Source organism: Anoxybacillus sp. ST4, from assembly GCF_019448545.1.
GTDB classification, from domain to species: Bacteria; Bacillota; Bacilli; order Bacillales; family Anoxybacillaceae; genus Anoxybacillus; species Anoxybacillus pushchinoensis.
The window spans coordinates 1-23,233 of the sequence record NZ_JAHZOE010000013.1; the positions used below are offsets into that span (position 1 = coordinate 1).

The window sequence follows — 23,233 nt, forward strand, 5'->3', positions numbered from 1 at the left end:
CCAAGTTACGATCCCTTCAATCACATGGTATAGATTTAAGTTACCACAAATAAGGAAAAAAGAAAAGAAGAAAAAATTCACGAGGAAAGTGAACTTTTTCTTGACTCCCCACTTTTTCAACACTTTGGGACGAAAAGAAAGTTTTTCGTCCGAAAAATGATTATTCTTAAGCCTAGAAAATTATCTTTTATCGTGAAATATAATATAGTGAGAATGACGAACCGTGAGTTTTTATATTTATTAATATAAATTTAAAATGTTGCACGTTTTTTCGCCGTTGTTTGAAAATATCTCCCTGTTTTTGTTATGCCGGTTTCAAGCGTTTGAATCCATTCTTCAAGTTCTTTCATGCCGCAGCCGAGATCGAGAAGCTCGCGCGGAAACTCAGAAAATTTTCTTTTCCAGCGCTTCATGCGAATAAGCGCTCGTCTTGCTTCACCAAACGAATACACTCGTCTTTCTTTTCGTGTTGAATATTCTTGTGAGCCAACATAAATGCACAAATAAATGTATTGCCTCCCGTTTGACTTCACCTGCGAAAGATATGCCATCCCATCCAGCCCTCCTATCTTGAAATGAAAAAGTACAAAAATATTCCTACGGAAAGTGAAAAAATGAAGGACAGCGCCACTGATTCAGCAATTTCCCTGAATACATTTCTCACAATCGTCTCTCCTTTGTTTCATGTTGTGTGTGTGTGAAAATTCAAGAAATTTTGATTCACAAAGCGGACAAGCAATAGGTTGCTTGTCCTCTTCAACTGAAAAACCTTCTCCACACAATGAACAAGTGTATATGTCCAGTCGCATTTTTCAGTCCTCCTTTTCCTCGCACATCGCATAAAAGCCACATTGACACTTCAAGTTGGGAATAACCTTTATGGACCAAATTTCAAATCCGCATTCGTCACAAAAGAAACGATAGATCATAAAAGCATCCTCTTTTCTTTCATGCATTTGTATTCATGTTCTAATTCAGATATCGTCAATTCATAAAGTTGTCGACCGTCCTCCATTTTCACTCGACCTAATTGGATAAGTTGCTCGATCCGTTTGACTTTTACATCTTCCAGTGCCTCGCGCAAATATGATCTAAATGTTCTTGTCATCAGCGTCCCTCTTTTCCAGTTCTTTTCCGAAAGCACAAACAAAGTATCCTGCTCCATATCCAAACAAAACACTCATTACCATCACTTGATCCATTGGATCTCTTACAATAGTTACCGAATAAATTGCTAACATTATGCAAATCAACATGAAGCTCGTCGGCATAATCATTTTTTTAAGCACCTTTTACACCTCTTTTTTGTCTTTGTAGCCAGTCGATGAAATTACCTGCTTCCTTGAATGCTTTTTCAAACGGAACACGTTCAACTAGCGTTTTGACTTTGTATGGTTGTTCTTCACCAGGCATATAATTTCCACGCCACGCAATCGCAAGTTCTCCCATTCGCTCGATAAACAAATATGCTCCCAGTCCGTATCGATACTCGTACAGTTCACCGTAGCGATAGATGAGAAAACCTTTCGCACGTGCCATTTCATTCTCTTCCAAGCGCTTTTTTATCTGTTGTTTATACTGCTTAATTTGTTGTCTTAAATCCAAAGGCAATGTGCCTTCTTCATATATCAAACTTAGTTTTTTGTTTTTTATTTTTATTTGAATATTTAGATTATCTATTTCACAAAAAATGTTATATAACATATAGAGCCTCCTTATAAGTTACCTAGTTACTTCGAGTTACTTAAAATAGGGTATTTTCCTATATATCGCTATATATAAGATTTACCTAGAAATGAGTAACTCATGGTAACTTTGTAACTAAATTTCTTCCTCAACAAAGTTACTAGTTACCTCAAGTGACTTATTTTCCTGTATTTCCGTAAATGTATCACCTATAAGCGATTTACCCGAATTTGAGTAACTAGTGGTAACTTTGTAACTTTCGGTTGAAAGACCGATACCGAAAAAGAACGTTTTGTTTCCGGTGGATTTCCGCTTTTCGAATCCTCTTAGCACTAAACGCGCCGAAAATTTTTGCTTTTTCATCGCAATCTCGCTGTTTTCCTCGCACCAGTCGATATATTCTTTGTACAGCTCGTTCAATTGCACTTTCGCGCCTGGATGAACGACGCAGCAATCGTTCAAGAAATTGCTGAGAAGGTCCATTTCGTCTTTGTATTCATCCGTTGCGTTCTTAATCTCATCCGGCTCTCCTAAGCCTTCTTTTTGCCATTTCAAGCACCCTTCGACTGCCCAGCGCAAGATTCCAGGAAGCTCGTTCATCAATTTTTCCGGGAGATGCTTGTCCACTTGTTCTTTTGGAATCGTGTAAGTGAATGGCACAAGGCGAATACGCCGCCAAATACCTTCATCATCGCCCTTGATGATTGGTTTATGGTTTGTGGTGAAAAAGATTTTGAACTCTGGCACAAACTCGAAAAACTCTTTTCGTAAAAAACGCGCCGTGATCGGCTCACCGCCTGTAAGCTGTTTAATCAGCGATTCAGATAAACGCTGGCCGTCCTCGCTTTCGACGGCTGACACGAAACGTGAACCGTGCAAACGTGCAATATCGTTATTTATCCCCGAATCGTTCATTTTCGCTGTAAAAGTGTTCGAATTCGTTTGCTTTGCGTAATCGCCTAATAGCGCCTTCACCGTGTTTATAAACGTCGATTTTCCGTTTCTCCCTGTTCCCCATAGAAAGAACACCACTTGTTCGCTAATATCTCCAGTTAACGCGTATCCAATTGCTTTTTGAAGGAAACTGATAATGTCTTGCTTCACTTCATCCCCATCGCGAAAGATGGAGTCAAGAAAGGCAATCCACGTCGGGCATTTTGCATTTGGATCGTATGGAATATGTGTGTTTTTCGTCATCATATATTTGCGATCATGAGGAAGCAGCTCACCTGTCCGTAAATCGACCACACCATTTGCGCAATTCAACAAAAATTTATCCATATTTAGTTCCTCCTGACTTATTGGTAACATCGCTTGTGCCCTTGCAATTGAGTTGAGAAACACCGAACTTTTTTCACTCGCCTTCGCCCATTTCAGCAACTCGTTTCGCGCTTCGTTGTTTTCTTCGTGCGCCGCCTCGGCGTACATTTCGCGGAACGTGCGAATCGCAATGCGTTCAATTTGCTTCCTCTTGTCCTCTATCCACGTTTTTCCGTCCCATATGAGCCATTCTTCAAATTCGACACAATAGCGCAAGTTTTGACCGTTCCGAGCGACAAGTCGTTCGGCGTTTCCCATTTCCGTTAGGTTGAACTTTTTCGGCTCTCCTTCTTTTCGGGCTGGAAAAGTCATCGGTGGAGGAGAAGAATAGTTCGTTCCACTTGGTTCATGCTTGAGTGCGCTGTTCAACGTGTTTGAAAACTCTCGTTGATCAAGTGGCGGAAAGAAAAAATAACGGTTTAAGAAACTAGCAATCTCGGAAACTTGATCCGATGTATAGCCAAATTCGACAAGACGGCAGCAATGCGCATATAGTGCGTTGTTCCGTCCTCCCTCGTGCATCGGAATCGGAAAAGGACGTTGCGTTTTATCAATCTTTTTTAATCGCTCAAAATAGATCGGCATCGGCGAAAGTTCCCCGTCTGCAATATGTACCCATTCGCGTCCGCCTGTATTTTCGCTTGGAATAACTATTTGACCGCGCCCGGAAAGGCGATAGTCGCCGACAAAGCCGCCAGCCATAAGCACTGTCGCGTCTTGTCCTTTGATTTTTTCGGTCGACCGAAAGAAAAACTGAAAGCCTCGTACCGTTCGAATCGCATGAAATTTATATCCTTCGCGTAACAGCCCTTTGAAAATCAGCTCCCCTTCTTTCTGCTCGTCGATGTCAATCACGTCATAGCCGTCTGGAATGACAAGACCTGTCCAACCTTTTTGGCGCAACCAGGAGCGAATCTCGCCTTCTGTCATTCCTGGACGATTTAGGTCTTGCCAGCCTTTCATGCACGGTCGTTTTGCAACGCTATATGCTTTGTTCGGATCATTTTCCGTATTCATGCGCGAATAGCCGATTAGACGAATGATTTTCAACGGCTTTTTCGCAGACGGAAAAAGCCGTTCAAGCCCTGTTTGAATGTCCATAGCTGCTTGCATTTTCGTTCCTCACTTTCCAGTCGGAAATGTATATTTGACTTGTTCTGTCCAAATGTCATAGAAAACAACCATTGTGTGCCCGTTTTCGTCGCGAATGAGTTTACCAGCAGGAAAAACCGAAAAATCTTCGACTTGAATTGCACTCATATCAAACGTATTTTCAATCCAACGCATGACCGCAGGAACGTATTTTTCCATCGGATTTTCTTTTGTTTTTGCTTTTTTCATTAAAAACACCGCCCTTTTTTGATTGCGCGGCTCCCAAAAAAGAGAACCGAATATGGAAAAATATCGCGAAACGTGCTATATTTTCAGTAAGAATATTTTTTCTGTGCCTTGCAGTAAGTGTTGCCGCACTTGCTGCTTTTTTTTATGACGCTTTCTCATTGTTTTCGCTTCCTTTTACTTTTTCGTATTGTTCTGGAAGCACTTTGGCCAAATACGCATACACTTCTTTCTCCACTTGGCTGAACAACGGTCCTTTTACAACGGTGATCTTCACCCCCAATCCCTCCTAACTAGGCATGTACTCTCGTCGCGAAATCGATCTTTATTCCTCGCTCCTTCATTTCAGTAATTAATTTCTCAAGCTCTGCACGACGCTTTTTTTTAACCTCAATTTCTTTGAGCATTGTAATTACTGCTAAAAATTCTCTCGCTTCGATTTCTGCCGTTTCATAATCTTTGTTAAAAATCGCCTCAAGCATGTAATCAATACACAATAAAGCTTTATTTTTCTTGTCGATTTCTTCGAGATAAAACCCTTTTTTGAGCATTTAGACACCTTCTTTCGTTTTTTTATTTGTTTTACAATGATTACAAAGAAATGAAAGTTCTTTCTTTATTTGTTCACATGCTTGAACAACATATTTTGGAAGCTTTCCATGAGCGCGCATGCTTCCATACGTCAAACGGTGTTTCCGTCCTTCTACATCAACAAAGATCGTCGCCGTCAGCTCATCAGAAAACTGTATCCCGACAACACGGTACTTTCCGTTTGGACTGAGCCATAACCGTTTGAATTTTTGCAAAAAAGATCACCTTCTTTCGGCATTATGCTGAGTAATTTTCGATACACAAAACGTGACATTTATCTTCAAAAAAAATTGTCCAATCAAATTTAAGAACATCGGCAATTCGCTTTGCTACTGAAACACTTGGATTTCTCTCGCCTTTTTCAATCATTGCGTATGTGCTGCGAGAAATCCCAACTAATTTAGCAATTTCTTTTTGTGTTAACTCTTTGCTTAATCGTTTATTTTTGAGCCATTCTCTCATTTTTTCACCTCCCGTAATGTCACGTTTTGCGTATTGATATTTTAAGTATATGTCACATATAGTGTAGTGTCAATATTTAATTACACATTTTGTGTAAAATATTTTTTTGTCACTAAATGTGACGTTATAATTGACCTAGAAAAGGAGGAATCTCTTTATGATGAGTTTCGGCGATCGCTTGCAAGAACTAAGAAACAAAATGAATTTGCGGCAAGAAGATGTGGCAAAAAAAATAGGAGTTGGAAGAACTACATATGCAATGTACGAACAAGGAAAGAGAGAACCTGACTATGAAACGCTTCTAAAAATTGCCGACTTGTTCGGGGTTTCAACTGATTATTTGCTAACTGGTCAAGAGAAGACAGACAGTGAAAAACACCTTTTCTTTTTCGACATGGACGGATTGACAGAACAAGAAATCGAGGAAATAAAAAAACATATTGAGTTTATAAAATGGAAAGCAAAACAAGAAAGGGGAATCTAACATGGCTAAGAAATTGCCATCGAGAAGGGAAAGACAAAATGCTGTAATCTCCCTTTTCACTTTCCCTGCAGCCATTGTCGGATTTTATCTTCTAATGAATGGAATTATTGAAATAGTAGGTTTAATCATTATTCTGTTTATCTCCCTTATTATTGGGTCTTGGGCAGCAAGATATGTGCCCGATATGCGTAAAAAAGAAAATAAGAATAAGAATCCATATACCGGACTCCCTCAAAAAACCGCAGAGAAGAAGCCTGCCAAAATCTCCTCATCTCAGAAACGTACATCTCGAGCTTCTTCCAGTCAAACAACAGGAAAATATAACGTTCGTCCTGATGACGTAATAATACGACTCCCCTTAAAAGAATTAGAAGGGCTGGAATTTGAACAGCTCGTATATTTATATTTGAAAGCGACTGGATGGAAACCGATAAAAACATCGGAAGCAAAAGACGGCGGGGTTGATATCATAGTCAAGAACAAAATTGACGGTTTAAAAATTGCTGTACAAGTAAAGCATTATTATATGTCGAAAACCCAAGTAACTGTCAAGGATATTCGTGAGCTTGACAGCGCCAAAAAGAATCATCGGTGTATAGGAACATGGTTTATTACTTCCGGGACATTTACAAACGCTGCGCTTGCGGAAGCAGACACACGTCGAATGAAAACGTCCGATGTAGTGTTTGTTGAAACAAAAATCATTCCTTGGAAAGAGCGAGAAGCAGCAAAGCAACAGGTGGCTGTCCCAAAGAAATGACAGGTACTTTGTTGCAATATAGAACAAATGTTTGTATAATTCCATTGAGGTGAAAAAAAATGGAATCAATGTATCTTCCTTCCCAACTAGAAAAATATGTTTCAGAACTGTATAAAAGCATTGGAATTATACAACCTTACGATCTTGATGAAAAAACAATCGCAGAGAAATTGGACATTTATGTTGTCTATACTAAGTTCCGTTCTTTCTGTGAGTTATCAGATGATTGCAAACTCATTTTCTTGAATGACTCTTTGAAATTTGATGATCTCAAAAGACGAGAAGTGTTTTTTCATGAGTTAGGTCACTTGTTACGACATTGCGGAGATCAAACAAAACTTCCAGCATCGTTCAGATATTTACAAGAATCGCAGGCAAAGCGATTTACAGCATTTGCAGCGATTCCACACCATATGCTTACATATATCGATTTTACCCAAAAACGCGACTTTATTATTTACGAAATGCAAGAAACATTTCGCATCACAACACAAGTTTGCATGGAACGCTTGGATTATATTCAAAATAAGATCCTTAACAAAAACACACCAAAAATTTACGCTTAGTACTGACAGTAAAATCGAGATTTTGATGCATCTTCGTTCGCTGAAAAAAACGAGAAAAGACGTTTCCCTTCACGACCCGATCGGGCAAGATCGCGATGGAAACGAAATTAGTTTATTGGATGTATTAAAATCGGAAGATGAAGACATTATCAATATGATCGAAAAAAGTAATGAGCTCGAAAATATTGCTCAACACTTACACATTCTCGATGAACGTGAACGTCAAGTCATTATTAGCCGCTTCGGTTTAAATATGCAACCGGAACGCACTCAGCGCGAAATCGCCAAAGATCTCGGTATCTCGCGCAGCTACGTCTCACGCATCGAAAAGCGCGCATTAATGAAACTGTTTCATGAATGTTATAAACATGATCAAGGAAAAAAAGGATCGTAGCTAAAAAGGTGTCCCACACGCTCGGGACACCTTTTCATACGTTACTAAGCTTCCGTCTATTTCTTATGCGTTTTTCAATATAATATACAAAAACGATGACTACAGCCCAAAAAGAAAAGTGATTGAAAAGGACAAGCAATGGATGGCTGCTTCCGTGCCGTTCTTTATGTGGAAACTCCCCTTCATGAAACTTCTCCGGTGGCGCCATCATCCTCTCCGCTTGAGCAACGCTGTTTTCAAACTTTGGCTGAAACGCTTTTTCATAATGTCCTTTACATCCCACTACGTTCAGATAACTCGTAGGAAGCGAATCGCCTATATAACAAACATTATCACTTTACATCCCACTACGTTCAGATAACTCGCTATCAACTCGAACGGACGAACGAGTATATTAAGCGCTTTACATCCCACTACGTTCAGATAACTCTCTTTTCTTTCCTCACCGATCGTTTCGGCATATAAACTTTACATCCCACTACGTTCAGATAACTCAACGCTCGGCCATTTTCTCAAGCATGTGGGAAAACTTCTTTACATCCCACTACGTTCAGATAACTCTCACAGGTATGGGTTTCGGTCAAAGATGGGAAGATCGCTTTACATCCCACTACGTTCAGATAACTCACAAACCGATTTTATAAATTGATCGTTATGATGCTTTACTTTACATCCCACTACGTTCAGATAACTCTTTTAGTTGCTCTTTAATATGTTTGTCGGTGTAGTTTTCTTTACATCCCACTACGTTCAGATAACTCCCATAATACATGTGACGGTCATTGCCACGACAGTTTGCCTTTACATCCCACTACGTTCAGATAACTCTAAGACGAGATTATGTTTGCGATCATGAGCGTTGTCTTTACATCCCACTACGTTCAGATAACTCGTACCACATCCCGAACATCGCCCAGCTTGAGACAGCTTTACATCCCACTACGTTCAGATAACTCGCGGGCAAACATCACGCTTCTTACGCGCGGCGGTGACTTTACATCCCACTACGTTCAGATAACTCTCGGATTTTTACTAGAAGGACTTTCGCTAACATTCGTCTTTACATCCCACTACGTTCAGATAACTCTCTTTCCTTGATATTCCATTGTTTCTTGTAGTATGTTCTTTACATCCCACTACGTTCAGATAACTCTCAGTTAGTAATGCTGTAGTTTTGTCTAATAAGTTCCTTTACATCCCACTACGTTCAGATAACTCGCGAAAGTAATGATATAATTTAAGTAAATTATAATAAACTTTACATCCCACTACGTTCAGATAACTCCTGCAAGATCAGGCAATAATGATGTAACTTTTCCGCCTTTACATCCCACTACGTTCAGATAACTCGATTTAATACGATATGATAAGCATCATAATAATAACTTTACATCCCACTACGTTCAGATAACTCGTAGGAAGCGAATCGCCTATATAACAAACATTATCACTTTACATCCCACTACGTTCAGATAACTCCTGCAGCTGTGATGATAGCACATGAAAGTTATAATGTCTTTACATCCCACTACGTTCAGATAACTCGTAACGGTCACGCCAAGACGTTTGTTGTCTGTTGTTCTTTACATCCCACTACGTTCAGATAACTCATTGAATCGGCTTGCCATGAGTGGTCGCATGGGAACTTTACATCCCACTACGTTCAGATAACTCAAAACGCATATCAACAACATGTTAGAGTATTACAGTCTTTACATCCCACTACGTTCAGATAACTCTCGGGGGGTAGTTTTACATCAAAAAAACGGAAAAAAACTTTACATCCCACTACGTTCAGATAACTCACTACGCTATTCCGTATGAAGTCCGCTCGTAATGAGCTTTACATCCCACTACGTTCAGATAACTCCTTTTTCGAGATCTTCGCATGCTCCGCTCGATTTGTCTTTACATCCCACTACGTTCAGATAACTCATTAACGAAGAATTAAACGGAATAGAAATCATTTTTACCTTTACATCCCACTACGTTCAGATAACTCTTTGATTTCTGTTTGTTGCTCTTGTTTTGCTTCTTTCTTTACATCCCACTACGTTCAGATAACTCGAAGAAGCTATTCGGCTTCTTTACTCCGAACGGTTCTTTACATCCCACTACGTTCAGATAACTCAAAAAGATACTTCTTTCAAAAAAGAAGATTTTACAACTTTACATCCCACTACGTTCAGATAACTCCCTAAAATCTAAAAACGCAAAGTGCTGTCGTATCAGCGATTTTGAAAAATCGTTGATGCGACAAGTTTCTACTTTTTGCAGTGAAGCGGTAGTTGTGTTTTGCCCTTACACTAAAAATACCGCATTTTTTGTTGATATATCAAGCAATTTTTCCTTATTTTTTGAAAGCAGGGTTCACTGCAACTGTTAAAGAAACAGTTCGTCAAAGTTTTTTTCTTGTCCGAAAATTTGCTTCTTGATGTTCTTCGGGTTAGACACTTCGTAAATGTAAATGGAATCCTCATTCTCATCAATAATTTGATCAATCTCGTTCAAACATTTCATAAGCAAACTTTTAGTAATTTCCCCCTCAAACACAGAGTTTTGCGTCCATGTTAAGTATTCCCTCAACTTCTTACACACCTTATTTACACGCTTTTCCCCCACATCGTAAGTAATAATCACAAACATGTTACCACCATGCCTTCAATGGTTTATAAAGTTCATCGCCAATGAAATGCTTAATGAGCTTATAACATTCCAGACGAATAAAATACCGATAGCTCACTTTTCGTTTCAGTTTTCGATGTTGTACTGTCGTTGATAATTTGTCATCCCATTCTTTGATGAAACGCTTTTTACCTTCCTCATTTAACAAAACCATGCCATCTAAAAAATCAAAATGCTTCTGGGCAATGATACGATTATTAATACATGAAATAATCACAACATCGACGAGTAATGGCTTGAAAATCTCTGCTAAATCTAGACATAAAGAAAATCTTTTTGTTGACGGCTCATGTAAAAAACTAATAGTTGGATCCAATTGCGTTTTATAAATTTCCGACAAGACAGTCGCATAGCAAAGTGAATTTCCAAACGAAATAAGCGTATTAAGCGGATCTTGTGGCGGCTGCTTCGTACGTTTTTCAAATATAAAATCTTGCTTTAAAATGGCATTAAATGACTGATAATAATGTTGACGAATGCGCCCCTCTATTCCCATTAGTTCTTGAATTGTCATCGCACCATCCATTTTTTTCGCTTCTTCCTCGATATTCTTTACGTATTCTTCCGTTTTCTCTTTATATCGTCGAATATTCCGTAGCATATGGTGGACAGCACTTTCCAAAAATGACCTCGCCATATATAACCGCTTCTCATGATCAAGGTAATGAGCGCTTTGCTGTACCACTGTAAATCCTGAAACTTTTTTATTTCGCGGACAAAATGTTCCCGCATAAAAACCATAATAATTAAATATGTGAAGATGGACATCGTGTTGACTCAGTAAATTCAATAGCGATGAGTTCAAATCCACTTCCCCAAATACGTACAAATTATCGGTTTGATGAATGGGAAGACTCTTTTTGTTTTCTTCTTCGTCAAAAAAATATAGCGTATTGTCTTTTCTTTTTAGTCTCCCGTTAGAAAAAATATAATGATCCCTTAACATTTAATCATCACCCTCTAATGCAAAGCAAAATTCATAATATGCACACTTCGTACAGTAAGAAAGTTTTTTTAGTTTTGGTGGAGAAGGGGAATGGACAATTGCATAAATTTCCTTTACTGCGTTCTCAATCTCTTTTTCATCTTTTTCTGTTAGTTCCACCTCTTCCGTTTTCCGCTCTTTCGTATAGCTAATTAACCCCTTCTTCTGAATGCCACGCTTTTTTAGTTCATAGAGGTAATACAACATTTGAAATCGATCAGCCTCCGACATTTTACTTGAAAGCTTAATCTCACGAATGTACTCTCCATCTAAAACATCTAGCTTAAATGAATCGTCTACCAAAATCTCTCGCTCTTCTAAACGCGGATATGCACGCTCATGTAAAATCTTCCCCTCTATCACTCGCTCATGTTCGTTTTCCATCGCAATTCCTTTTGAAAACAACCATAACTTTCGCTTGCACACTTTGTAATACTGCATTTGCACACCACTAACCATCACCATAAACCTCTCTTAAAGAAAATTGGAAGAAGGTTTGTCCAACAAAATCCCTTTTCCCTTCCATTGCTCCCGATTGAAGTCGTATTGAACATCAGCGATATATATGTAGTCAAATGGCTTTGGCAAGCGCTCCGACACATATTTTTCTGCTACATATCGCTGAACGCTAACCGTTTTCTTTTCTAGTTCCATCCGTAATTTTAACCTTTTTTTCCATTCCTTTTCTTTCTTATATTGCTCAAACATATGTTCTATTTGATCATATACTTCTCTCGTTATGACTTGAATGTTTTGAATATCACGTAGTTTTTGTTGTGCTTCTCTTTTATCCATTCCGTATGGATCAAGATTGTCGAACATGTATAAAGCATCTTCAAATTCCTTCAAAAATGATGTTCCTGCCAATCGTTTTCGGTCGTATAATTGCGCTACCATTTCTACTTTTGCGCGTTCATCGACAATTTGCTTATCGTATTGTTTTAACAGCCTAATGCTTTCGTTCACAAGATGTTCGTTGTACACCTTCGGAACACCGGAAATATTTTCGGTGAAAATATGAATATTGCATTGATCATGGTCTAGCGCTCTTTTGCGATAACAACGTCCAAAGCGTTGAAACAGGCTATCTAACGTTGACATCTCGGTAAATAAATAGTCGAAATCAATATCAATACTTGCCTCAACAAGTTGCGTCGTAATCCAAATTCCCCGTTCATGATTTTCGTTAAATTGTTTAATACGTTTTTCTAACAACTGACGATCCTCTTGTGTAAATTGTGAATGGAGCAAATAAATAGGAACTTGTATATCGTTATCTAGTAATTTATCGTAAAGACTTATCGCCTTCCGAACGGTGTTGACAATGACGAGCACTTGCGATGTTTTCCCCAAGTCCGACATTTCCCCAATTGCTTCCTCTACTCCTTCGGAACGTAGGCAAATGCGATGACGATTAATGCTTGTGTCCACGAACTCTCCGATAGCTATTTCATCGTCGTTAATCACATTTCGCTGTTTCAGTTCTTCTAAATATAAAGTCGGGAGTGTAGCTGTCATAATCATAAATTTTCCACCTACATGATGAATCATCTCGAGAGATTTAATTAACATCGCTGCAATCCGCGGCTCATACGCTTGTATTTCATCGATGACCACTTTCGCATTTGCCATCGCTGCTAGTTCCTTTTCAAAACCTTTATAGTAAAAAGGAAACTTTAAAATTTGGTCGACTGTCGTAAGCAGCAGTTTCTTCGCATAATGCTCAGACTGTTGCTTCAGCTCTTCCCAATTTTCCTCTCCCTTTTCCATCAAATAATGCAAACTTGTTGAATGTAGTAAACCCACAGCATCGTAACCCATTTTTTCTTTTATGCGGTCATATATTGCATTTATACTTACCCGAAGAGGCAGTGTAAAAAACGCCTTATCGCCCCTGATCCATAAGAGCGCCGCTTCTGTTTTACCCATTCCTGTCTGGGCAATCGCAATCACATGCTTATCGCTATGTCGTTCAGCAAATTGTTGTAAATCATTTTTATGAAATTTTTTCTTTTTCATGTATTCACTTACATTTATGTAGACGGACTGATGTATATCTCTTTCGACATCAATATGAGCAGATGCCGCATGGTCTAAACGATGCAGCAATCCTTTAATCATGACATATTTCCAAAATTCTTCTCCGTCATGATACGTATATCGCTTTAACAATCGATCGACGAATCGATATGAGAATTTTTCTGTCATAGGTAAACGCATGTGTTCAATTAGTTCCGGTAACTGTTGTTTTATATCGTTCTCTAAAACATGACGAATCATTTCCTTGTCTGGATGCTGGTCACGCTCATGATGATAACCAACCGCGTGAATGAGCAGTCGCTCTTCTTCTTTCGTGAGGTCTAGTTGTTTCAGCGGGATACATCCTACTGATAAATAATTGTGAGGTACATTTGCTTCCATATCCGTTTCTAATACAGATTCACGAATTGCCTGTCGGATTTTATTTTGAAACACCGTGTTCGCTTTGCCAACGTCATGATATTGGACGGCGATTTCTAACAGCTTCCACATTTGTTCATCCATTAACATGAATTTGTGTCTGTAAGCGTTTTTTAACAAATTTAAATTATAAAGGAGACGATCCGTATGTTCACGAATCGTCTCTTTTCCCTCTGATTTTGCATAAAAAACCATCATTGCCCCTCCTAGAGATGATAAAAAACTAGTTCCCCGTCTTCATCAATCCATACTCCTTCTGGAGCCTCGATTCCTTTTTGTACATAACCAACATTAATTTTTTCCCACTGCCGAATCCCGTTAACAATTTCATATTTCCAGTTGAGTTGATAAGGGATACTTTTTGTCTCTCGATCAAGAAGATGGCTAGGAATATAAGCGTTCCATTGTAAAGTTTCCTCTTCTTCAAACTCTTGAACGTCCACGAGTTTATATTCATCAATCCGAACTAAATCTTCCCAACGACCAAGGCTATAATGAGTCGTACTATGCTCGATCGCATGAATGAGTTGCTCTAATGTACGTTGCTCGGCTTCGACATGGATTAATAAATGGACGTTGTGCAACAAATGCGTGTACATTGGCATTGTCGTGATTTCATTTTTATCGTAAGAAAATTCAACTCGCGCTAACCCATCTAGAACAAGTGGAAAACTTGATAGTTCTTTCTTTTTGAAAAAGTAATATCGCTGATAATCTAGCAGTTTTGCTTCATACGTCCCTTGTACGCTTAAACGCATAGGAATGAATTCGTTTGCGTTAAGTAAAGCATGAATCATTCCTTTTACTGTTGAATATGGCGGAAGCGGATACGTTTCCGCCACTTTGGAAGCAAACGGCTTTTTATAGCACGCTGTTTCTTGAAATAACTTTAATCGTAGTGCTTTCATACTTACACACCGTAGTACGCTTGAATTTGTTTCGAAATGTATTGGAAAAACGGTTCGATAGGCATCACTTGTTCGTTAAATAAATCATAAAATTCTCCTTCATTTGCAAATATACCGCTCAATATGCCGATGCGTGTATCTTTGCCGATCGCTTCCCCAGCAAATGTTTGTTCCATTGTTTCTTTAATCAATCCTGTTTGAATGTTCCAGCCATTCCCCGCCGCACTTAGTTGAACGCGTCCAAGGAAAAATGGATTTGCAACGTTATACATCCCACCGATGACAAAAAGTGGGGCTAAATTTTCTTGCCGGCCGCGAATGTTGCGGTTTAACACTTTTAAAACTTCAAGTAGTTGAAGTACACGGCTTGCTTTTTCCTCATTTGAAAGTTCAATCTCCCCATCGACACCGACACGGTTTAAATCAATTGTGAGCGTATATGTGTAAAAACTATGATGTTGTTCAATATTGGCTAAGTTAGCATCTTGTCCAATTCGGCTTGCTAGCCCCATGTTATTTAAAAACTCTAAGTCGCTTTTATACGGCTCAAGTGAAATCGCATGGCTTAAGCGAACAACAGCGGGGCGTTTTTGCGAATTTTTATCCGTTTTTAAGTAGCCGAATAAGTCCATCTCAACAGAGTCACTAATCGTCACATCTTTTTTAAATTGGACTACTCCACTTGATTTATCAACAGTATCTAAATTCCATCCAAACAGCTCATTTCCGAGGCGAACGATATCGTAGCGAATGCTTTGTCTTGATGCGTATGTATATACTTCCCCATCGCCACGATGAAATTTTTTCAACTCCGAAATATTAGCAATTCCTTCTCCGTAGTTTAATGAGTTTGCTTGAAAAATAACGGTCATCGTTAACGCTTTTTTCATGCTTGCACTTCCTCCTGTTCTTCTTTATATTGATTTGCTAATAATCCAGCAATAAACGCATTCGCCACTGTCGCAAAATCTAAGTCGCGTTCGTGTAGCGCGTTTAAAAAAATTGGTGAAATCGGACGATCCGCTGACATGTAAATACGCAAAAGGGTGTCCATAAAGCTTTTTTTATTCCCTGCTTTTGCAGCATTTAATAAACGATAAGCAATGCTCGTTACTTTTTTCTCTGAACCGCTTGAACGCATAATCGCGTCACGGATTTCCCTTCCTTGCATAAACAACGCGCTCACCCTTTTATCTGTCTTAGACACATCTCTCACTCCCTTTTTAAACTGCAAAATTCGATTTCGCTCCCGCACAGCAATGTACGGGCCAATCGTATGTCGTTCGTTTTTAATACAATCGCGCAAATAGTTATAGATGACATGGATCGGATCAGCACCACGCAGCACGTATTGCACAAACTGCTCCCGATAGTCATATGGTTTTATATAATCAAGCCTATCAGCATGTTGTTTGAAATAATGGGCTAAGTACATAGGCAGATGATAATAATGTAGGTGTGTTTTTTTACTGCTATAGTCAGAAAAAAATTCTAAAAAAAACAAGTGATCGACGACATACTCTGATTCTTTTTTTACGCTTTGAACAAGCTGACTAACGATCTTGTTAAAAGGCTCTCTTTTTTTCTTTAATTGTCTAAAATGATTGTTTTTCTGTAAAACTTCCGCAAAAGTAGCATCCGTCTGAACAAATCCTGCGTACAATCGTTGTTCCTTCTGCTCATTCATGCCTTCACTTTTTACATAAATAGTCGACCCAATTGGTGCAAATAGCAGAATAAGTCTAGCTAACGAGGATAGCGGTTTAGGCTGCTGGCTATCAAAGTACCAATTGAAGTTGAATGCATTATCTTTCGCCACACCAATCGGTGAAAACACCATCTCTTCAAAGTTGTAAAAGGCAAGGCGGTCATTAAAAAGTAAACACTTATTTATTCTTGTTTCGATGTACTCCTTTATCTCCTCTATCGTTTTCTTCTTCCACTCCCTTTTCAATTGTTTAAACGGTTGATAATTACATTTCTCTTCCAAAAAAGAATTTATTTCTTTCGTAGAGTGTGTCGTTTTAACGATCTGCTCTAATTGTAAATCATTTACTACAGGAAAAACGTAGCTCTTATCAAACTCTTCCACATGGCCATTTAGATCCAATGTATTTTTAGTAACATTTAAGAAAGATACTTGTCCAAAGAAAGATTGTAGTATAGCCGCTTTAAAATAATTGAAAGTTAGTTTTTCGTTGACCTTTTCTTCATTTACAATAGATTTAAATTCATGAATATAGTCTAAAATCCGGTCGACATGTTCGTATTTTTTTATGTCTTTCATATTTTTGAGCATGTCTTCTAGTTTAGGGTTAGGAAAGTACTTCACAATTTTTTTTCCTGTATCGGATATGATTTTTTTTATTATTGAAACAACATTTTTAAACTGCTCTTCATTTTTTACTTTCTCGATATAAGCATCTAACTTGTCACATTCCCTTTTAGCAACACTATACTCCTCCAACAAATACAGAAAATACGCCCTTGGCAATTGCGGAAGCACGTCGGTATCTAGTTCAATCCCCCACGGTTTGACTGTCACGCTATCTTTGTATTCATCGCTAATGATTCCTTGTTTCCGACCATACTCAAACACACGATATAGCCCGACAAGCCCCATGTTGACCATCCATTCACTCATGCGAAGTTCGACTTTCATTCCTTCACCTCCTCCACTTCGAGCATTCCAAATCCTTGATTACGCCGTTTTGATAAACCAAGTTGGTATAACAACTGCAAGTCAGCAGGATGTCCTTTCAATTCAAACAATCCGTGATAAGCAGTAAAATATAAATGCTGCCCTTCCCCATACTTTTCGGCAAATTGACGATTAGATTCCTTTATGACCGTCTTTTTAAATCGAACAGGTCGCACCGTCAGCGATTTATATAATCCCTTCCCACGATATTCATATAAAATCATATCGGCTAAGTAATTCATATGTTTTTCATAATTTGGATCATCTGGAGCAATGGGAATTTTATTTTCATCTTCTATTAACAAAGGGGAGAGCGTTCGAAATATGACGGCAGATGATGTAATCTTTTTTTCATCTCCCATGACTATTTTTCTTCGAGTAAATTCATATCCTTTGTACTTAAAGCTTTTTTGACTTTGTAAACCGTTATACACATGAAGCAGAAATTCATAGTCGGGTGAACTAATAATAACACGTAATTCATCTAACTCAATTTCATCACCTTTTAAGCGGAAGTTTTTTAAAAAAGGCGAAAATACGAAAGGCTTTGTTACATTGGATTGCGCATATAACCGCTCATAATACTCCTCACTAGACGCTCGTATACTTTCTTTAAGGATTGAAACGATCGCCATTCGATAATGAATAGGGAGCTTTTTCACTTGAAAGAAACAAATAATTCTCATAAGACACCTCCTTTGGCCTAATTTTATCGAAAAAGAAAAGAAAATGTTGTCGTTTTTTGTCAAATAGAAAAAATTTTGAAAAAATTTAACAATTTAAAACGTACAATATAGTCATTATATTAATACATCCAAATTCAAAGACTTACAAATATTTATCTATATTTCTACGTTTTCTTGACATAATATTTACATATACAAATAATTAAGAACGGGAGCAAAAAACATAGAGGACAAAGGAGGAAGGCGTTTTGTTTAGAACTATACTTTCATTTATCACCGTCTTTACTGTTTTATTTACTTACCCTGTATATGCCCACCCTGGAAAAACAGATGCAAATGGGGGGCATACTTGCCGCACAAATTGCGAAAAATGGGGGCTAAAAACAGGAGAGTATCATTACCACAATAAGAACGGAAATATCATTCGCCAGAAAAAACAATCGAATCAAACAAATCTCCCTGCCATTCAAATCAATTCGAAGCATATGGTCAAAGTGATTCGCGTAATAGATGGGGATACAGTTGATGTACGCTTTTCTAACGGTGCGACTTCTCGTGTTCGTCTCATTGGTGTGAACACCCCTGAGACTGTTCATCCGCAAAAATCAGTAGAGAAATATGGGAAGGAAGCATCTAACTATACGAAAAAACGTTTGACGAATCAAACAGTTACACTCGAATTCGACGCCGGGGTGAAAGATAAATATGGCAGACTGCTCGCGTACGTATGGATCGGAAAAGAGCTTTTTAACGAAACGCTCGTCAAAGACGGATATGCACACGTAATGACAATTCAACCAAATGTAAAGTATCAACAACGCTTCATTCAAGCGGAACGAAAAGCACGTCAAGAAAAGAAAGGGCTTTGGAAAGCATAATAACTAAAAAAGCTGTTCCGATGTATGCTCGGAACAGCTTTTTTGTAATCCTTATAGGTACGATACAAACGTTGGGGAATAGTTCGTTCCTGGCGATGCCCCATTCCGTTTCAATTCCTCATAGGTACGATACAAACCCCAAAAAAGCGTTGATAAATCAACATATGGAAAAGCTATACAACATCATTATATATCCTTTCGAAAATTCAGTCAATCGCTATATGCGTTGATACGACTGAAAAATCCACAAAAAATAAACTGTCGTCGATCCCCCGGGGTTTTTGCACGATTGGAGGTCGACGACAGCTGTGAAATTATGCACAAATATATCGGATATAAAAAGCAGCCTCCGATTTGGAGACTGTTTTTTTATGCTTCTGCATTCACTTCCGCGATAATAACGAAACCGATAACAGCTGTAATGACTAGACCTGTAATCATCCACATCATCGTTTATTCCCCCTTTACCCATTTTCTTTTATTTTACACGTTTTTTCTTTGTACGAAAACAGGGGAATTTACTGTTCATTGTCTAATTTGCGCAAATATGTGTTGGCGCGGTGAGAGAAAATGATCGATGCAAGCATAAGTACGAATACGCCTCCGATTACGAGCGGGCGCTTTGTTGCGTCGATCGCTTCTGGAATGAGTGTGCCGATATATAAAAAGGCGCTAACAGCAAATAAAACGAGACTATATGCTTTATAGTCGCGCGCTTTTCCTAACCAATTTTGTTTTTGCTCGTCCAAACCGATCGCCCCCTTTCCTCTTTTCAATGTATCATAGGAGCGGAAAAAGGGGGCGATGTAATTTATGCCAAAGCTTGTGCTAAATCTTCTATTAAATCGTCGACGTCCTCTAATCCGACAGAAATGCGAATGAGACCATCGGTAATGCCTAGTTCATCGCGACGTTCTTTCGGGATGGAAGCGTGCGTCATTTTCGCTGGGAGGGAAATTAAACTTTCCACCGCTCCTAAACTTTCCGCTAGCGTAAAGTAGCGGACGCGCGTCAACACTTGTTCCGCTTTTTCGGCGCTCCCAACATCAAATGATACCATGCCGCCAAAGCCGCGCATTTGTTTTTTCGCTATGTCATAGTTCGGATGGGACGGGAGACCAGGATAATATACGCGCGTGACAGCTGGATGGTTTGTTAAAAATTCAACGATTTTGCGCGTATTTTGTTCGTGCTCTTCCATGCGAATGCCAAGCGTCTTTATGCCGCGCATCAATAGCCATGAATCTTGCGGACCGAGAATGCCGCCAGTCGAGTTTTGGATAAAGTGTAAATCGGTCGCTAGCTGTTCGGAGTTGACGACGACAAGTCCAGCAACGACGTCGCTATGGCCGCCTAAATATTTTGTTGCGCTATGAATAACGATGTCAGCGCCGAGGGCTATTGGCGTTTGCCAATACGGCGTGCTAAACGTATTATCGACGATCATTAATAAACCGTGACGTTTGGCAAGCGCGGATGCCCCTTGTATATCGGTAATTTTCAATAGCGGATTCGTTGGCGTTTCAATATAAATCGCCTTCGTGTTTTGTTGAATGTGCGCTTCAATGTTTGCTAGGTCGCTCGTATCGACAAATGTTGATTCAATGCCGAGGCGGTTTAATACTTTCGTCATGACGCGGTATGTGCCACCGTATACGTCATCTGTTAAAATGACATGATCACCGCTATTGAACAACATCATAACTGCGGTAATGGCCGCCATACCTGAACTAAACGCAAAGCCAGCATATCCTTCTTCCACATCTTTAATAAGCTGCTCTAACGCATGGCGCGTCGGGTTACCTGTGCGTGAATATTCATATCCTTTATGCACGCCGACCGCTTCTTGTTTATATGTGCTCACTTGATAAATCGGAACAGAAACAGCCCCTGTATGCACATCTCCAGCAATGCCACCATGAATGAATTTCGTCTTTCTTCTCACGTTACATCCCGCCTTCGTAAATATGTTTACTTAAATACCGTTCGCTACTATCTGGAAACACGACGACAATATTCGTTCCTTCTTTTGCCTGTTCCGCCTCTAATAACGCAGCATGAAACGCCGCACCAGACGAGCTACCAACAAGCAAGCCTTCCTTTTGCGCCAACTCTTTCACGCGCTGAAACGCATCATCATCAAGTATCGTATGAATCGCATCAAAATAGCTCGGATCCATATACGTCGGTAAAAACTCCATACCGATGCCTTCCGTTCGGTGCGGACCCGGTTTTCCACCGTTTAAAATCGAGCCTTCTGGTTCTACGATGACCGTTTTCACACACGCATTTTTCTCCTTTAAAAATTGCGCCGTTCCCATAAATGTACCGCCTGTTCCTGCACCGGCGACAAATACGTCAATATGTCCGTCCAGTTGCTCCCAAATTTCTGGACCGAGCGTTTTATAATACGTGCGCGGGTTCGCTGGATTAGCGAACTGCTGTGGGCAGTAGGAGTTTGGAATTTCAGCCGCCAACTCTTTCGCTTTTCGGATCGCTCCTTCCATCCCTTCGCTCGTTGGGGTGTTGATTACTGTTGCGCCGAGCGCGCGCATCAGTTGTTGTTTTTCGATGCTGAACTTTTCAGGGACGCAAAAAATGACGCGAATGTTTTTTCCGATCGCCGCAAGCGCCAGTCCAATGCCTGTATTTCCTGCCGTCGGTTCAATAATCGTTCCGCCTTCTTTTAACTTGCCTGTCGCTAGCGCATCGTTTAACAATTCTTGGCCGAGACGATCTTTGACGCTTCCGCCCGGGTTAAAATATTCTAATTTCGCAAATATGCGCACCCCTTTTGGCAGCGGAAATTGCGTAATTTCAACGATCGGCGTATGCCCGATTAATTCATGCACGTTTTTCGCTACTTTCATGATGTAACCTCCCGAAAGATAAAAAGAAGGAGAGGAAAACTCTCCTATTTGTTTAACTCGTTCACCATTAATTGAACAAGCTCAGAGGAATGAAGGGCTGCTTTTTGTAAAAATTGCTCAAACGACACGTTCGACTGTTTGCCAGCGATGTCCGATAAAGCGCGAATGACGACGAACGGTACACCAAACTGATAGCATACTTGCGCAAGCGCAGCCGCTTCCATTTCCACAGCATATAAATCAGGAAACTGCGTGCGTACAAAGTCAACGCGCGCTGGATCGTGCATAAAGGAATCGCCTGTTGCAATGAGCCCTTTCGCTACTTGAATGTCGCGAATGTGCGCAGCGCTCGTTTCAGCTGCTTGCACTAACCGCTCATCTGCCGCATAGCGCGCCGGCATGCCCGGCACTTGTCCGTACGCATAGCCGAATGCCGTCACATCTACATCATGATGAACAACTTCGGTTGAAATGACGATATCGCCAACGTTTAGCGACGGCGCAAAACCGCCAGCTGAACCTGTGTTAATGACGACATCTGGCGCAAACCGCTCTAACAAAATCGTTGTTGACATCGCCGCATTCACTTTACCGATACCTGATTTTAATAAAACGACGTTTGCCCCGTCTAATGTGCCGCTATAAAATGAACAATTTGCCACCGTTGTTTCTGTTCGGTTCGCTATTTTTTCTCGTAAAATGGCTACTTCTTCTTCCATCGCTCCAATGATCGCTATGTTCATCGTTTCAACCTCTTTCACTTATTGTTTGACAGCCTCCATCAACCAAACGAAGCGATTCATCGGCGTAAATGTGACCGTAAAACCGTGTGTAGTAAACATGCGGTCAAGGGCTGGAATCGTCGTATAATGTTCGCGCTGTAAGTCTTCCGCTAAAGCGACGAATCCTTTTTGTTTCGCTTCTGCGATCATCGCCTCATACGCCTCGTGGTCAATAAACGCTGTATCAGCAAACACTATTTTACCACCTTTATGGAGAAGTGCGCTATATTTGCCGATCGCTTCTTCTTTTTCTTCGTCGGTCAGATGGTGAAACGCATATGTGCTTACAATCGTATCAATCGGTTCGCTCGGCAATGGAAACTGTAAAAAGTCTCCATCTTCAATTGACACATGCGCAAGCTTTTCTTTCGCCAGCTCGCGCATCGGTGCAGACGGCTCAATGCCATATACCGTCTTGTTCGCTTCAATCAATTTTTTCGTTAAATTTCCTGTGCCAACGCCGAACTCTAACACGACGTTGCCGCTTTTTTCAACGACTGTATTTAAAATCGTCTCATATCCGTCAAATACGTCACGATATTGCTCATCGTGCCCGTATACTGACGAATCGTACGACTGTGCCCACGTTTCAAAGATGTCTAAAAACTCACGTCCCATGATGTCACACTCCATTTAAAAGTAATAATTCCTATAAGTATAGTATGAATTAAGCGTAT

The 23,233-nt window shown here is 39.8% G+C and carries 27 protein-coding genes, 1 pseudogene and 1 CRISPR repeat array; of the genes and pseudogenes, 5 read left to right on the top strand and 23 right to left on the bottom strand.

The window, feature by feature from the left end; genetic code table 11:
* Positions 1-251 precede the first annotated feature (251 nt).
* The 10 genes from K1I44_RS09365 to K1I44_RS09405 form a co-directional block, all read right to left on the bottom strand.
* Positions 252-551 (bottom strand): hypothetical protein, encoded by a 300-nt coding sequence (locus K1I44_RS09365; protein WP_219985997.1) that lies wholly within the window; start codon positions 549-551, stop codon positions 252-254.
* Positions 552-925: 374 nt separating this feature from the next.
* Entirely contained in the window at positions 926-1,108 is a 183-nt protein-coding gene (locus tag K1I44_RS09370; protein WP_219985998.1) for a Fur-regulated basic protein FbpA, read from the bottom strand.
* Positions 1,092-1,289, bottom strand: coding sequence for a hypothetical protein (locus tag K1I44_RS09375; RefSeq protein WP_219985999.1), 198 nt, complete (start codon positions 1,287-1,289; stop codon positions 1,092-1,094). The genes K1I44_RS09370 and K1I44_RS09375 overlap by 17 nt, the downstream gene beginning before the upstream one ends.
* Positions 1,282-1,704 (bottom strand): hypothetical protein, encoded by a 423-nt coding sequence (locus tag K1I44_RS09380; RefSeq protein ID WP_219986000.1) that lies wholly within the window; start codon positions 1,702-1,704, stop codon positions 1,282-1,284. The genes K1I44_RS09375 and K1I44_RS09380 overlap by 8 nt, the downstream gene beginning before the upstream one ends.
* 117 nt (positions 1,705-1,821) lie before the next feature.
* A complete protein-coding gene (locus K1I44_RS09385; RefSeq protein WP_219986001.1) occupies positions 1,822-4,119 on the bottom strand; it encodes a phage/plasmid primase, P4 family in 2,298 nt (765 codons plus the stop codon).
* A 9-nt stretch (positions 4,120-4,128) separates the two neighbouring features.
* On the bottom strand, positions 4,129-4,347 hold the full coding sequence (locus K1I44_RS09390) for a hypothetical protein (RefSeq protein ID WP_221248127.1): 219 nt from the start codon (positions 4,345-4,347) through the stop codon (positions 4,129-4,131).
* A 142-nt stretch (positions 4,348-4,489) separates the two neighbouring features.
* Positions 4,490-4,621 carry a hypothetical protein gene (locus tag K1I44_RS15395; protein ID WP_255573357.1) on the bottom strand — a complete coding sequence of 44 codons (132 nt, stop codon included), beginning with the start codon at positions 4,619-4,621 and terminating at the stop codon, positions 4,490-4,492.
* Positions 4,622-4,637: 16 nt separating this feature from the next.
* Positions 4,638-4,895 (bottom strand): hypothetical protein, encoded by a 258-nt coding sequence (locus K1I44_RS09395; protein ID WP_043967621.1) that lies wholly within the window; start codon positions 4,893-4,895, stop codon positions 4,638-4,640.
* Positions 4,896-5,150 carry a hypothetical protein gene (locus tag K1I44_RS09400; protein WP_219986003.1) on the bottom strand — a complete coding sequence of 85 codons (255 nt, stop codon included), beginning with the start codon at positions 5,148-5,150 and terminating at the stop codon, positions 4,896-4,898. It abuts the gene before it with no gap.
* Between the two features lie 22 nt (positions 5,151-5,172).
* Positions 5,173-5,397 (bottom strand): helix-turn-helix transcriptional regulator, encoded by a 225-nt coding sequence (locus K1I44_RS09405; protein ID WP_219986004.1) that lies wholly within the window; start codon positions 5,395-5,397, stop codon positions 5,173-5,175.
* 160 nt (positions 5,398-5,557) lie between these two features.
* Between K1I44_RS09405 and K1I44_RS09410 the strand changes: the two genes are divergently transcribed.
* The 4 genes and pseudogenes from K1I44_RS09410 to K1I44_RS09425 all read left to right on the top strand — a co-directional run.
* Positions 5,558-5,881: a helix-turn-helix domain-containing protein gene (locus K1I44_RS09410; protein ID WP_219986037.1), complete on the top strand. Its 324-nt coding sequence runs from the start codon at positions 5,558-5,560 to the stop codon at positions 5,879-5,881.
* A 1-nt stretch (position 5,882) separates the two neighbouring features.
* Positions 5,883-6,641: a restriction endonuclease gene (locus tag K1I44_RS09415; protein WP_219986005.1), complete on the top strand. Its 759-nt coding sequence runs from the start codon at positions 5,883-5,885 to the stop codon at positions 6,639-6,641.
* Positions 6,642-6,700: 59 nt separating this feature from the next.
* Positions 6,701-7,207 (top strand): ImmA/IrrE family metallo-endopeptidase, encoded by a 507-nt coding sequence (locus K1I44_RS09420; RefSeq protein ID WP_255573358.1) that lies wholly within the window; start codon positions 6,701-6,703, stop codon positions 7,205-7,207.
* Positions 7,208-7,223: 16 nt separating this feature from the next.
* Positions 7,224-7,601 (top strand): annotated as a pseudogene (locus K1I44_RS09425) (sigma-70 family RNA polymerase sigma factor); the annotation flags it as partial.
* A gap of 270 nt (positions 7,602-7,871) precedes the next feature.
* A CRISPR array of direct repeats spans positions 7,872-9,797; the repeat unit is 29 nt; unit sequence CTTTACATCCCACTACGTTCAGATAACTC.
* Between the two features lie 186 nt (positions 9,798-9,983).
* On the opposite strand, the gene cas2 reads toward K1I44_RS09425, so the two are convergent.
* Genes cas2 through cas6 form a run of 8 tightly spaced genes read right to left on the bottom strand, consistent with a single transcriptional unit; the run spans position 9,984 to position 18,026 of the window.
* Positions 9,984-10,247 carry a CRISPR-associated endonuclease Cas2 gene (gene cas2 / locus K1I44_RS09430; RefSeq protein ID WP_003393824.1) on the bottom strand — a complete coding sequence of 88 codons (264 nt, stop codon included), beginning with the start codon at positions 10,245-10,247 and terminating at the stop codon, positions 9,984-9,986.
* 1 nt (position 10,248) lies between these two features.
* Positions 10,249-11,232, bottom strand: coding sequence for a type I-B CRISPR-associated endonuclease Cas1b (cas1b, locus tag K1I44_RS09435; RefSeq protein ID WP_219986007.1), 984 nt, complete (start codon positions 11,230-11,232; stop codon positions 10,249-10,251).
* Positions 11,233-11,730 carry a CRISPR-associated protein Cas4 gene (gene cas4 / locus K1I44_RS09440; RefSeq protein ID WP_219986039.1) on the bottom strand — a complete coding sequence of 166 codons (498 nt, stop codon included), beginning with the start codon at positions 11,728-11,730 and terminating at the stop codon, positions 11,233-11,235.
* Positions 11,731-11,745: 15 nt separating this feature from the next.
* On the bottom strand, positions 11,746-13,926 hold the full coding sequence (gene cas3 / locus K1I44_RS09445) for a CRISPR-associated helicase Cas3' (protein WP_219986040.1): 2,181 nt from the start codon (positions 13,924-13,926) through the stop codon (positions 11,746-11,748).
* Positions 13,927-13,937: 11 nt separating this feature from the next.
* Entirely contained in the window at positions 13,938-14,639 is a 702-nt protein-coding gene (gene cas5b / locus K1I44_RS09450) for a type I-B CRISPR-associated protein Cas5b (protein WP_219986008.1), read from the bottom strand.
* Positions 14,640-14,641: 2 nt separating this feature from the next.
* Positions 14,642-15,529 carry a type I-B CRISPR-associated protein Cas7/Cst2/DevR gene (gene cas7i / locus K1I44_RS09455; RefSeq protein WP_219986009.1) on the bottom strand — a complete coding sequence of 296 codons (888 nt, stop codon included), beginning with the start codon at positions 15,527-15,529 and terminating at the stop codon, positions 14,642-14,644.
* A complete protein-coding gene (gene cas8a1, locus K1I44_RS09460) occupies positions 15,526-17,301 on the bottom strand; it encodes a type I-B CRISPR-associated protein Cas8b1/Cst1 (RefSeq protein ID WP_219986010.1) in 1,776 nt (591 codons plus the stop codon). The genes cas7i and cas8a1 overlap by 4 nt, the downstream gene beginning before the upstream one ends.
* Positions 17,298-18,026: a CRISPR-associated endoribonuclease Cas6 gene (gene cas6, locus K1I44_RS09465; RefSeq protein WP_219986011.1), complete on the bottom strand. Its 729-nt coding sequence runs from the start codon at positions 18,024-18,026 to the stop codon at positions 17,298-17,300. The genes cas8a1 and cas6 overlap by 4 nt, the downstream gene beginning before the upstream one ends.
* 248 nt (positions 18,027-18,274) lie before the next feature.
* On the opposite strand from cas6, the gene K1I44_RS09470 reads away from it, so the two are divergent.
* Positions 18,275-18,904 carry a thermonuclease family protein gene (locus tag K1I44_RS09470; protein ID WP_219986012.1) on the top strand — a complete coding sequence of 210 codons (630 nt, stop codon included), beginning with the start codon at positions 18,275-18,277 and terminating at the stop codon, positions 18,902-18,904.
* A gap of 518 nt (positions 18,905-19,422) precedes the next feature.
* On the opposite strand, the gene K1I44_RS09475 is transcribed toward K1I44_RS09470, so the two are convergent.
* The 5 genes from K1I44_RS09475 to K1I44_RS09495 all read right to left on the bottom strand — a co-directional run bounded on the left by K1I44_RS09475 (position 19,423) and on the right by K1I44_RS09495 (position 23,174).
* Positions 19,423-19,653 (bottom strand): YrhC family protein, encoded by a 231-nt coding sequence (locus K1I44_RS09475; protein WP_003396153.1) that lies wholly within the window; start codon positions 19,651-19,653, stop codon positions 19,423-19,425.
* Positions 19,654-19,715: 62 nt separating this feature from the next.
* Positions 19,716-20,849 (bottom strand): bifunctional cystathionine gamma-lyase/homocysteine desulfhydrase, encoded by a 1,134-nt coding sequence (locus tag K1I44_RS09480; protein WP_219986013.1) that lies wholly within the window; start codon positions 20,847-20,849, stop codon positions 19,716-19,718.
* 1 nt (position 20,850) lies between these two features.
* Positions 20,851-21,774, bottom strand: coding sequence for a PLP-dependent cysteine synthase family protein (locus K1I44_RS09485; RefSeq protein WP_219986014.1), 924 nt, complete (start codon positions 21,772-21,774; stop codon positions 20,851-20,853).
* A 44-nt stretch (positions 21,775-21,818) separates the two neighbouring features.
* Positions 21,819-22,517, bottom strand: coding sequence for a 5'-methylthioadenosine/S-adenosylhomocysteine nucleosidase (gene mtnN, locus K1I44_RS09490; protein ID WP_219986015.1), 699 nt, complete (start codon positions 22,515-22,517; stop codon positions 21,819-21,821).
* 18 nt (positions 22,518-22,535) lie between these two features.
* A complete protein-coding gene (locus K1I44_RS09495; protein ID WP_219986016.1) occupies positions 22,536-23,174 on the bottom strand; it encodes a class I SAM-dependent methyltransferase in 639 nt (212 codons plus the stop codon).
* Between the last annotated feature and the right edge of the window lie 59 nt (positions 23,175-23,233).